At 40.9% G+C, this 10,777-nt stretch carries 14 protein-coding genes; 2 read left to right on the top strand and 12 right to left on the bottom strand.

The genetic code is table 11. From position 1 onward, the window contains the following. Positions 1 to 262: 262 nt before the first annotated feature. Positions 263 to 490: a hypothetical protein gene (locus ACIQXR_RS19140; RefSeq protein WP_402875656.1), complete on the bottom strand. Its 228-nt coding sequence runs from the start codon at positions 488 to 490 to the stop codon at positions 263 to 265. Between the two features lie 134 nt (positions 491 to 624). Here ACIQXR_RS19140 and pdaB point away from each other — a divergent pair, with 134 nt between their 5' ends. Then, complete coding sequence (gene pdaB / locus ACIQXR_RS19145; RefSeq protein ID WP_402875658.1) at positions 625 to 1,377, top strand: polysaccharide deacetylase family sporulation protein PdaB; 753 nt, start codon at positions 625 to 627, stop codon at positions 1,375 to 1,377. A 90-nt stretch (positions 1,378 to 1,467) separates the two neighbouring features. Here the strand turns inward: pdaB and ACIQXR_RS19150 are convergent, their stop codons facing one another. After that, on the bottom strand, positions 1,468 to 2,142 hold the full coding sequence (locus ACIQXR_RS19150) for a KinB-signaling pathway activation protein (RefSeq protein WP_402875660.1): 675 nt from the start codon (positions 2,140 to 2,142) through the stop codon (positions 1,468 to 1,470). Positions 2,143 to 2,282: 140 nt separating this feature from the next. Between ACIQXR_RS19150 and gerD the strand changes: the two genes are divergently transcribed. Beyond that, positions 2,283 to 2,870 (top strand): spore germination lipoprotein GerD, encoded by a 588-nt coding sequence (gerD, locus tag ACIQXR_RS19155; protein ID WP_402875662.1) that lies wholly within the window; start codon positions 2,283 to 2,285, stop codon positions 2,868 to 2,870. Between the two features lie 46 nt (positions 2,871 to 2,916). Here the strand turns inward: gerD and ACIQXR_RS19160 are convergent, their stop codons facing one another. The 10 genes from ACIQXR_RS19160 to rplQ form a co-directional block, all read right to left on the bottom strand. Then, entirely contained in the window at positions 2,917 to 3,975 is a 1,059-nt protein-coding gene (locus ACIQXR_RS19160) for a P-loop NTPase (protein ID WP_402875664.1), read from the bottom strand. 145 nt (positions 3,976 to 4,120) lie between these two features. Beyond that, the gene (cwlD, locus tag ACIQXR_RS19165) at positions 4,121 to 4,837 is read right to left on the bottom strand and encodes an N-acetylmuramoyl-L-alanine amidase CwlD (protein WP_402875666.1); all 717 of its coding nucleotides are present in this window, start codon (positions 4,835 to 4,837) and stop codon (positions 4,121 to 4,123) included. Positions 4,838 to 4,927: 90 nt separating this feature from the next. Beyond that, positions 4,928 to 5,353, bottom strand: a complete 426-nt coding sequence (locus ACIQXR_RS19170; protein ID WP_402875667.1) for a DUF2521 family protein — start codon at positions 5,351 to 5,353, stop codon at positions 4,928 to 4,930. A 191-nt stretch (positions 5,354 to 5,544) separates the two neighbouring features. Next, positions 5,545 to 5,937 (bottom strand): 30S ribosomal protein S9, encoded by a 393-nt coding sequence (gene rpsI, locus ACIQXR_RS19175; RefSeq protein ID WP_402875668.1) that lies wholly within the window; start codon positions 5,935 to 5,937, stop codon positions 5,545 to 5,547. Between the two features lie 20 nt (positions 5,938 to 5,957). Then, positions 5,958 to 6,395 (bottom strand): 50S ribosomal protein L13, encoded by a 438-nt coding sequence (rplM, locus tag ACIQXR_RS19180; RefSeq protein WP_034304960.1) that lies wholly within the window; start codon positions 6,393 to 6,395, stop codon positions 5,958 to 5,960. A 274-nt stretch (positions 6,396 to 6,669) separates the two neighbouring features. Next, positions 6,670 to 7,410 carry a tRNA pseudouridine(38-40) synthase TruA gene (gene truA / locus ACIQXR_RS19185; protein WP_402875669.1) on the bottom strand — a complete coding sequence of 247 codons (741 nt, stop codon included), beginning with the start codon at positions 7,408 to 7,410 and terminating at the stop codon, positions 6,670 to 6,672. 13 nt (positions 7,411 to 7,423) lie between these two features. Continuing rightward, positions 7,424 to 8,221, bottom strand: coding sequence for a cobalt ECF transporter T component CbiQ (gene cbiQ, locus ACIQXR_RS19190; RefSeq protein ID WP_402875670.1), 798 nt, complete (start codon positions 8,219 to 8,221; stop codon positions 7,424 to 7,426). Continuing rightward, positions 8,221 to 9,087, bottom strand: coding sequence for an energy-coupling factor ABC transporter ATP-binding protein (locus ACIQXR_RS19195; RefSeq protein ID WP_402875671.1), 867 nt, complete (start codon positions 9,085 to 9,087; stop codon positions 8,221 to 8,223). The genes cbiQ and ACIQXR_RS19195 overlap by 1 nt, the downstream gene beginning before the upstream one ends. Next, entirely contained in the window at positions 9,063 to 9,902 is an 840-nt protein-coding gene (locus tag ACIQXR_RS19200; RefSeq protein ID WP_402875672.1) for an energy-coupling factor ABC transporter ATP-binding protein, read from the bottom strand. Before ACIQXR_RS19200 ends, ACIQXR_RS19195 begins: the two co-directional genes overlap by 25 nt. A gap of 370 nt (positions 9,903 to 10,272) precedes the next feature. After that, the gene (gene rplQ, locus ACIQXR_RS19205) at positions 10,273 to 10,635 is read right to left on the bottom strand and encodes a 50S ribosomal protein L17 (protein ID WP_061440393.1); all 363 of its coding nucleotides are present in this window, start codon (positions 10,633 to 10,635) and stop codon (positions 10,273 to 10,275) included. Between the last annotated feature and the right edge of the window lie 142 nt (positions 10,636 to 10,777).

Here is a 10,777-nt window from a genome sequence, read left to right on the forward strand (position 1 = left end):
ATGTTTGACTTGCTCATTTTGCTTTTTTATAGTGTGTGCTCACTCAAAATTTACGTTGGCGCTTTGTTTTGTTCAGTTTTCAAAGAGCAATTTGTGTCACTCTGTTTCAGCGACTTTAATATCTTATCATGTTATTACTGTTTCGTCAATAACTTTTTTTAAAAAGTTTTTTAAACTCTTTTTAAAAGCTAATGTCTTGCAGCAACTTTTATAATATACCAGCGAATAAATTAATAGTCAATAGATTTTCAAAATATTATTCTTAATTTTTTTCTGTGTTTTGTTTTTCTCTCACATACGCTAGACATTCTCTTTCCGTCCCCATTCTTTTAAACAGATTGAATAGGATCTTATACTTCTCATTGATAGCCCTTTTCACTACATGGTCAATCCTCCCATCCTGTAAATCGAATAAAATTTCATCCATCTCTCTTTTAAGGAGATACATCAATTCCTCCTTTTCCTTTTCATTGATTAGAAGACCCAGCATATATCTAACACCTCCACAAACCATCTTTCCCCACTCTCCCCGTTTATATAAAGTTTCATATTATATTTTTTTGCATATCTCTACAATGCGCGCATAAATATGTGACAAGAGCATTTGGACAAGGGGATGGGTGAATGAAATTCTTCATGGTGCTTCAGGCAAAAAACATTAAACAGTATTCGTTAATTATACTTACGGCTTTATTCACCGCTTGGTTTCTTTTCGTGCAAAATATCATACATGCCCCAGTTTTCTCTACAGAGGATGGGCCAAAAGCCGTTTATAAAGGGGATAAGAATATTGCTATCACATTCAATATTGGCTGGGGGGATGAGAAAGCCGCTCCTATATTAGAAACGTTAAAGAGGGAAAAAATTAAATCGGCCACCTTTTTTCTTTCAGGTTCTTGGGCTGAGCGCCACCCAGACATGGTAGCCACCATTGAAAAAGAAGGATATGAAATAGGAATCCTAGGTTATGACTATAAAGATTACTCCGATCTCAAAGATCAGGAAATCATCCGGGATATTTCCAAAGCGCAGGAAGTATTCAAAAAGCTAAATGTTAAAAATATCGAGCTTTTACGTGCGCCCACCGGTCACTTCGATAAGCGACTTCTTAAAATCAGTGAGAATTTCGGTTATACCGTGGTCCATTGGAGCATAGATTCAAAAGATTGGACCAATCCAGGCGTTGAACAGATCGTCCAAAATGTTAACAAAGCCCATAAAGGGGATATCATCTTATTGCATGCCTCGGATTCTGCAAAACAAACGAATAAGGCATTGCCTGATTTAATAAAGGAACTTCGTGCAAAAGACCTGAACTTCGTTAATGTTTCAGAGATGATTTCTAATTCTTCAGCAAGAAGTGAGGAAATTAAGTAATCGACTAAGCACAATTTAAGAACATAAAAAACCTGACCATAGGATAGTCAGGTTTTTTTATGTCGGCAAGCATCTCCGCTTTCAGCGATTTTACTTACCTCCTATTCCATCAGTATTAAAATTCTTCTTAGGGACTTGCATCCTCGCTTTTTTGCCTGCCAACTCCTTTTGGGATTGATTGATCAATTTGTTTAAAATCATTAATTGATAGGCATTACAGACAAGCAGGGGAAACAACATAAAATAGAGCCATCCGTCATCATTGGTCCTTAAGACTGGCACCCACTCCAATACTGTCGCCACCACCATGAAGAACAATGCAGGAATAAAAGCTTGTCTATTCGTTTGCTTCATTTTAAAGTAGGCCGTCACCAACCCGATCAACAGTACTACCACAGCTGATGAGATATATGAGCCAAGCCCCTCACCGGATTCAAACTTAATATACCGTAAATAGACTAAATCAAATAAAACAAAGATAATCAGTACAATTTGCACCGCATTCCACAAGTACACACTTTTAAAAATTCCCAGACCGAAACGATGTATCGTTAAATAAGCAAAAAAGCCAGCTTGGCTTATTACACTGAAAATCAATCCCACTCCAAACAACCAAACAAACGTTGAAAGTATGGATGTAATTTCTAACGATGTGAAATAGGATTCAAACTCACTCCACCGGGCTATAAATCCCACAACTCCTCCCGTTACTCCACCTATAAGTAATGTTGTCATAAACAATCGAACTAAATTACGGCTGTTCATCATTTCCCTCCATACATTTCTATTTCTTTCATTAATTGTACCAACCATATTTGGAAAAATCCACTTATTATACCAATGGATAATATCCTGCAAAGAAACCATATTAACAGTATGGAAGATTAAAGAGGGGGGCTCTACGTATGAAAATGGGGTTTACTTTGTTCCTTGCTTCATTCTTGTTCTTTTGTACGGGCTGTTCGCAGAATGGAACGAGTGAAGGAAAAATGGATTATGAGGAAACAAAGAAGATGGTCGTCGATATCTTGAAAACAGATGAGGGAAAAAAAGCCATCCAGGATACCATTGCTGATGATAAAACAAAAACTGAACTTATTATGAACTCGGATATCATAAAAAAATCCATTGAAGAGACTGTTACCTCTGATAAAGGAAAGGAGTTCTGGAAAAAGGCCTTTAAAGATCCTGAATTCACCGCAGCCTATGCCAAAGCTCTAAAAGAAGAACACAAAAGGCTATTAAAAGACTTGATGAAAGACCCACAGTATCGAGGAATGCTAATAGAGGTCTTACAAGAACCCGATTTAGAAAAAGAAATGAACAAGTTACTGAAAACGAAAGAAATGAGAGCCGTATATAAGAAGACGATCATCGAGACGATGGAAAGCCCTCTCGTTCAAGCTAAAATGCAAGAAAGCTTAGACAAGGCCGCTACTAAGGCTACAGAAAAGGCGGAGAAATCCAAAACCGAGGATAAGTCAAAGGAATAAAAAAATAAAGGCTACTTCCAAATACAATGGGAAGTAGCCTTTATTTTTATTTCAATTTTTCAATGACTTTATTCGCAATATCTTCATAAATCTTGCCTAATCTATGGTCAGCCGCATATATAGAAGGTGCGAAATCTTCTTCATTCCAATCTGGTTGTTGAAGAGGTAGTTGTCCTAAGACCTCTGTACGAAGTTCTTCTGCAAGCTTCGCCCCTCCACCTTTACCAAATACGAATTCCTTCTCACCAGTGGTCTTGCTTTCGAAATAAGACATATTTTCGATTACACCGATAACCTCATGTTCGGTTTTAATGGCCATGGCTCCTGCCCTTGCTGCCACAAAAGCCGCAGTCGGATGTGGAGTTGTGACGATGATTTCTTTACATGAAGGAAGCATCGTATGAACATCTAATGCGACATCTCCTGTACCAGGTGGTAAATCCAGTACCAAATAGTCCAATTCGCCCCATTCCACTTCATTAAAGAAACTGTTTAACATTTTTCCGAGCATTGGCCCTCTCCATATAATAGGCGCGTTATCTTCCACAAAGAAGCCCATCGAAATAACCTGAACGCCAAAACGCTCGACAGGGATGATTCTCTCCCCGCGTACGACGGGTCTTTTTGTGATCCCCATCATATCCGGTACACTGAACCCATATATATCAGCATCAACCAGTCCAACCTTTTTACCAAGACGAGCAAGGGATGTGGCTAAGTTAACCGAAATCGTGGATTTACCCACTCCACCTTTACCACTTGCGATGGCGATGAATTGTGTTTTGTTATTTGGTCCAAGTAACCCTAAGTCTTTCTCTTCCTCAGGCATACTGTCACGATGTTTAGCCAATTCTTCTTCCGATAGTTCTGCGAAACGTATTCCTACCGAATCCGCCCCGTTCCCTTTCAAGAGACCGACAACTTCTGTTTGCATTTCCATTTGCTCGGCAGTTCCTGTCTTTGCGATAGCAAGCTTAACGCTCACATGACTTTTCTCAGGCTTTATTTTTATTTCTAAAATTCCATTTGTTTCTTCAAGGCTTTTATGTAGAAAAGGGTCCTTAAGATCCTTTAATAAATTTAGTACTTTCTCTTCAGTTAACAAGTCGAGCACCCCTTTGTATTCGTTTTCTTTTCCCAATTGTAGTATAACATAATCCGGAAATAAAGCTTATTATCTGCACCAGGGGGTTAACCCTTTTTCACCATAACAAAAAGGCCTTGTACACCCACCAAGACCTTAAAAGGTGTCAATCCGGTTCCGATAGCTTCTCCTCAGTGAAATACCGCAGAATACCCATATATATCGAACTTGCAATCTTCTCTTGGTATTTGTCACTCATTAACCTTTCGCGCTCCTCGGTATTAGAGAGGAACCCAATCTCCACCAACGCCCCAGGTTTCTTGGCATAATTCATCAAATATACATGGTTGATCGTTTTTGCATCCCGTGTTGTATTTTCTAAGTTTCTTATAATTTCGGTCTGGATAAACTTGGCCACCTGTTTATTTTCCTCGAACCGGTTTGTATAAAAAGTTTGAGCCCCTTTTGAGGAGGCAGATGGAAATGCGTTCAGGTGGATGGTTAAAAATAAGTCCGCTTCCGAATCATTGATCATTTCAACCCGGTTCCTGAGATCTTCCTGTTTTCGTTTACGGATCCCTTGTGTATCTTCCGTTGCCAAATCCACATCTTTTTCCCGTGTCAACATAACAAGGGCACCTTGTTCCTGCAAATAGTCCCTTACCTTTAGCGTAACCGAAAGCGCAATTTCTTTTTCCATTACATCCTGAACATTCGCCCCTCCGTCCATCCCCCCATGACCCGCATCCAGAATGATGACCTTACCCGTCAACGGAAGGTTCCAAGACTCCCAAGAATCATCTTCAACGAATTTGAAAGTCACAATCAAAAAAAGGACAAACAATCCGATAGAGATCCCTGTATATTTCAGTTTTCTACGCATCACCGTTCTCCTCCCACAAGTCCCTTTATCTATAAAATATGGGACAACCCACGGAAAAAGAACTGATACTTTTCAGGGATCTCCTTCAGCTTAATGAAGCTTCATCTTATAACGCTTTTCACCCGTCTTAAACCCATCCTTCCACCATTCTCCTACAAACCCTTCACAGCAATAAAATACCCCTTCATCAATAGCATTGCTTACCGTGACTTCACGCCAATATAGTATAAAATTGAAGAGAGTATCGATCAAAAACTTTTCTTCCCTTCTGCACCGAGCCCTCACATCATCTTCCGACTCTCCATAATACCCAAACTTGCTATAGTTTGCCCCTAATAAATACGCCTCTATAGCCACATCAAAATACCCCTCTTCCAGAACGTCCTGGTATTCCTCTCCAAAGTACCGTTTTATCCTCCCCCTCATATCCTCGATTGATAGCTCCCTAAGTAACCTACGTTCAAACTTCAACTGCCGTTCTCGTTGCATCTCCTGCAAACCTATAACCACACTCATCCATTCACCTCCGGGGTCAGACCCCATTTCCCAAATTATTTCCCATGATGCCATTAGTTTTTGACGTAACACCCTGAACGATTCATTGATTCCTTTGGAAATATTTAATGAGAGTAATCCTTAGTCGGCAAGATAACAAAAAAAGCTCCAGCCACATAAGAGTGGCTGGAGCTTTTTGAAGTTCCAAACGATTAACGTTTTGAGAACTGAGGTGCACGACGTGCGCCTTTAAGACCGTATTTTTTACGTTCTTTCATACGTGGGTCACGTGTTAGTAATCCAGCAGTTTTAAGAGCTGGACGGAATTCTGGGTCTACATGAAGCAATGCACGAGCGATACCGTGACGGATTGCTCCAGCTTGTCCAGTGTATCCACCACCGCTAACGTTTACAAGAACGTCGTAATTTCCAGTAGTTTCTGTAGCAACTAGTGGTTGGTTTACAACTTCACGTAATGCTGCGAAAGGAATATATTCATTAATGTCACGACCGTTGATAACGATGCGACCTTCGCCTGGTACTAAACGTACACGAGCTACTGAGCTCTTACGGCGACCAGTACCATAATATTGAACTTGTGCCAAGATAGTAACCTCCTTAGTAATTATCCGCGTAATTCGTAAACTTCTGGTTGTTGAGCAGCGTGTGGGTGCTCAGCTCCAGCGTATACGTGTAATTTTTTGTAGATTTGACGACCAAGAGAATTCTTTGGAAGCATACCTTTGATAGCAAGTTCAAGCATTCTCTCAGGGTAGTTTGTACGCATCTCAAGAGCAGTTCTAGTTTTAAGACCGCCTGGGTGCATAGTGTGACGGTAATAAATTTTGTCAGTCAATTTTTTACCAGTCAAGTGGATTTTTTCTACATTGATTAAGATTACATGATCACCAGTGTCGATGTTCGGTGTAAAAGTTGGTTTATGTTTACCACGTAAGATGGATGCTACTTCAGTAGAAAGGCGACCTAAAGTTTTGCCTTCAGCGTCAATCACATACCATTTACGTTCTACTTCATTAGCTTTCGCCATAAATGTCGTACGCATGGTTAACCTCCTAAAAAACTTTTAATTTTTTATATTTATTTTCAATCACAATAAACTTCCGGGGCTTATCGTGGGATTAAAATACATACCATATTATATTAACTTCTCCCAGTTTCATTGTCAAGCGAATGTTACACTAGGATAAGTTGTCTTAAAAAAAGAATCGATCACTCCACGAAAAGATTCTACATGACGTTAGGCCATAACCATAGCGCCATTCACGGATTCAAGTCTTTTCATTACTTGTAAAAAACTTGGTTTGGCACGAAAAAAATTATTTGTAAAATACTTTCCATAAATACAATCCATGTCCGGGTGCTGTTTTACCTGCGAAGCTGCGATCCTTTTTGTTCAAAATATCTATCATTTCCCGAGGTGCTATTTTCCCGCTGCCGACTTCAAGCAGCGTTCCGACCAAGATACGAACCATATTATACAAGAATCCTTCTCCAACGAAGCGAAAAACTAAAAATCCATCAGTCTCTTGGAAATCAATCTCCTGAATGGTCCTTACTTTATCCACCACTTCCGTCTTCGCCGAACAAAAACTTGTAAAATCATGGGTTCCCACTAAATACGAAATGGCTTCGGTCATTGCACCCTCATCTATTGGATAAGGGTAATGATAGGCGTAATTGCGCTGAAATGGATTTCTTAGGGTAGAGCGGTCAATGATATACCGGTATTCCTTGCCTGTTGTGTGGAATCGTGCATGGAAATCATCAGGAACGACCTCAACTTCCAACACAATGATATCATCTGGAAGAAGGGCACTGAATGCCTTCACCCAATTATCCGTAGGAAAGACAAGAGGCGAATCGAAGTGAAGAACCTGCCCCTTGGCATGAACCCCTGAATCTGTCCTTCCCGAAGCAGTCACCTTGACAACTGTCCCCTTGTGGATTTGGGCTAATACCGCCTCGAATTCACGTTGAATCGTTCTTTTCTCTGGCTGTACCTGATAACCAGCAAATTCCGTACCATCATAGGCGATTACACATTTATACTTTGGCATTTACTCTTACCTCTTATGAACGTAATATGAATAACATGACTGTAAGTACAGCCATTGATACCATTAACAGGCTATCACTGATTTTCCAATTTAATTGCCGGTATTTCGTACGGCCCTCCCCGCCACGGTATCCCCTGGATTCCATGGCAGTTGCTAACTCTTCCGCCCGTTTGAAGGAACTGACAAACAAAGGGACCAGTAATGGCACAATGGACTTAACTCGATCCTTAATGGGACCTGAAGAGAAATCCACCCCTCTTGCTGTTTGTGCCTTCATGATCTTGTCCGTTTCTTCCATAAGTGTCGGGATAAACCGAAGGGCAATCGACATCATCAATGCCAACTCATGAACGGGCATTTTCCACTTCTTAAGAGGTCCTAAAAGTTCCTCCATTCCATCCGTTATGGAGATAGGGGTAGTTGTCAAAGTTAGGAGCGACGTAACCAATATCAATAACGTGAATCTTACAGATATGAATAAGCCCTGAATTAAACCACCTTCGTATATCTCTATCCACCCAAATTCGTAGAGTAATTCCCCTTCCTTCGTAAAAAAGATATGGAGAAGGAAGGTGAAGATGATTAAGAATAGAATAGGTTTTAAACCATTATAAAGATAACGAAGCGGAATCTTGGATAAGGCAATCAGCAATACTGTGAATGCTGCAAGAAGGGCGTAAGAAACTACATTATTCGCCAAAAAAATCACGCAGACAAAAAGGAACACCAGCAATAGCTTTGCCCTCGGATCCATTTTATGCACCACAGAGTCAGCAGGGACATATCGCCCGATAATCATTTTATCAAGCATCAGCGGTTCCCCCGTTTCATGGCTTTATCAATTTCTATCGCCAAATCCTCGATGTTGAGACAGGGATGATCAAAGCGAACACCCAACTCTTTCTGAAGTTTAAGTTGAAAGCGAACCGTGTCCGGCACATCTAATCCCAACTCAATCAATTGTTCCGGTTGAGAAAAGATCTCTTGAGGCGTTCCTTTCCGAAAAACGGTCCCCTGATGCATAATGATGATATCGTCCGCGTACTTAGCGGCATCTTCCATACTATGGGTCACCAATATAGTCGATAAGCCTCTCACTTTATGCAATTGATAGAACATATCCATGATTTCTTTCCTACCACGCGGGTCAAGCCCAGCCGTCGGCTCATCTAATACTAATACTTCAGGTTCCATCGCTAAGACACCAGCAATCGCCACTCGACGCATTTGTCCACCGGATAAATCGAAAGGAGACTTATCAAGGATATCTTCACTAAGGCCTACCTGAACGATGGCCTTTTTGGCCAGTTCTTTAGCCTCTGCTTCAGAGACTCCAAAATTCATCGGCCCAAAACATATATCCTTCTCGACCGTTTCATCAAAAAGTTGATGTTCGGGAAACTGAAAGACTATCCCTACTTTTTTTCTAATTGGTCTCAAAAGCTTTTCTTTTCTTCCAGCTTCTATCGTACGGTCACCAATGATGACCTGCCCCTTAGTCGGTTTCAGGAGAGCATTTAGATGCTGCAGTAGCGTGGATTTACCTGAACCCGTATGACCGATGATTGCTGTATACGTCCCCGATTCCATCGATATATTGACATCATGAAGGGCCAAATGTTCAAATGGAGTATTCACCTGGTAGCGGTACTCTACATCATCGAGTGTAATTCGCATAAATCCTTCACCAACTCTTCCTCTGTCAAATGCCCATTCACGACACGGATGCCATTTTTCTGCAGTTCTTTGCTTAGTTTCACCGAAAAAGGTATATCCAGTCCAAGCGCAATCAATTCATCCTCTAGTTTAAAGATGTCCTCTGGAGTCCCTTCACGGAATAACCGGCCTTGATTCATGACTATCATCCTGTCAGCTTTCGCAGCTTCCTCAAGGTCATGGGTAATGGATATGACGGTAATCTCATTTTCCTGCTTTAATTGTCTAACCGTTTCAAGCACTTCTTCACGGCCTCTTGGGTCAAGCATGGAAGTTGCCTCATCTAAAATGATTATATCTGGTTGCAAGGCAATAACACCGGCTATAGCCACTCTCTGCTTTTGTCCGCCGGATAGATGGTGCGGCTCTTGATTAAGAAAGGCATTCATTTTAACCTTATTTAGTGCACCATGAACACGCTCCACCATAACCTGCTGAGAAACACCGGCGTTTTCTAAACCAAAAGCCACATCATCCTGAACTGTAGTGCCTACAAACTGATTATCGGGATTTTGAAAAACCATACCAATCTTTTTTCGTACGTCCCAAACTGTTTCTTCTGTCAATGTTTGATCATTAATCAAAATTGCACCTGAGTGGGCGAACTGAAGTCCATTCAACAATTTCGCTAAAGTCGACTTGCCGGAACCGTTATGACCAACAATTGCAAGCCACTCCCCTTGATAAATATCAAAAGAAACATCATCTAAGGCGTTTCGAGACTGCCCCTCATATTTGAATATAATATTATTTAAAGAAACCAGCTTCTTACTCATGTGGCCCTCCTCATCCTCGACTGCACTCATCTTACTAACTCGGCTCAATACTAAAAACATCAATGAACTAGCTATATTTATTTCTGAACATATAAAAAAACGCTGCACCCCTTCCACCGAAAGAATTTTCGGTAAATTAAGAGCAGCTTAGAGCAGTCCTGTTACGAAAAACAGGTTATCTTATTGAATCGCTTATCAAAAGCGGGAAGGGATGCTTGAGCTAGACGTGAAGGCTCCCTTATATAAGGTTTCGCCAGCCATCGTAACACTCAATGCGAATTTCTAACATACAGAATTAAAAATAAAAAAAGAAAAAGGGCAAAGAACAAGTGAGTATATTCCTTTGTCCTGCCCTTTTTCATCGTTGTTATTAAACTAATTCAATAACCACGACTGGTGCACCGTCACCGCGGCGTGGACCAACTTTCATGATACGAGTGTATCCGCCTTGACGTTCTTCATAACGTGGAGCAACGTCACTGAATAGCTTTTGAAGGGCATCAGTGCCTTTCTCAGCGTCAGCGATTTCGTTACGGATGAAAGATGCAGCTTGACGGCGTGCATGCAAGTCACCACGTTTACCAAGAGTGATCATTTTATCTACTACAGAACGTAATTCTTTAGCACGTGCTTCAGTAGTTTCGATGCGCTCATGGATAATAAGATCCGTAGCTAAATCACGAAGTAATGCTTTACGTTGTGCGCTAGTGCGTCCTAACTTTCTGTAACCCATTAGAGATTCCCTCCTTTGTTGAAGTTCTATATTGTGTGTCTAGTACAAGGCTCACAACATAATGGATGATTCCGCCATGTTATCAGTCGTCTTTACGAAGACCTAAGCCTAATTCTTCTAGTTTCGCTTTCACTTCTTCAAG

It is taken from the genome of Peribacillus sp. NPDC097224, from assembly GCF_044761985.1.
Lineage (GTDB): Bacteria > Bacillota > Bacilli > Bacillales > DSM-1321 > Peribacillus.

Coding starts and splice junctions, on each gene's coding strand:
- ACIQXR_RS19140 (WP_402875656.1), bottom strand. CDS start 490: ATGCTGGGTCTTCTAATCAATGAAAAGGAAAAGGAGGAATTGATGTAT.
- pdaB (WP_402875658.1), top strand. CDS start 625: ATGAAATTCTTCATGGTGCTTCAGGCAAAAAACATTAAACAGTATTCG.
- ACIQXR_RS19150 (WP_402875660.1), bottom strand. CDS start 2,142: ATGAACAGCCGTAATTTAGTTCGATTGTTTATGACAACATTACTTATA.
- gerD (WP_402875662.1), top strand. CDS start 2,283: ATGAAAATGGGGTTTACTTTGTTCCTTGCTTCATTCTTGTTCTTTTGT.
- cwlD (WP_402875666.1), bottom strand. CDS start 4,837: ATGCGTAGAAAACTGAAATATACAGGGATCTCTATCGGATTGTTTGTC.
- ACIQXR_RS19170 (WP_402875667.1), bottom strand. CDS start 5,353: ATGAGTGTGGTTATAGGTTTGCAGGAGATGCAACGAGAACGGCAGTTG.
- rplM (WP_034304960.1), bottom strand. CDS start 6,395: ATGCGTACGACATTTATGGCGAAAGCTAATGAAGTAGAACGTAAATGG.
- truA (WP_402875669.1), bottom strand. CDS start 7,410: ATGCCAAAGTATAAATGTGTAATCGCCTATGATGGTACGGAATTTGCT.
- cbiQ (WP_402875670.1), bottom strand. CDS start 8,221: ATGCTTGATAAAATGATTATCGGGCGATATGTCCCTGCTGACTCTGTG.
- ACIQXR_RS19195 (WP_402875671.1), bottom strand. CDS start 9,087: ATGCGAATTACACTCGATGATGTAGAGTACCGCTACCAGGTGAATACT.
- ACIQXR_RS19200 (WP_402875672.1), bottom strand. CDS start 9,902: ATGAGTAAGAAGCTGGTTTCTTTAAATAATATTATATTCAAATATGAG.
- rplQ (WP_061440393.1), bottom strand. CDS start 10,635: ATGGGTTACAGAAAGTTAGGACGCACTAGCGCACAACGTAAAGCATTA.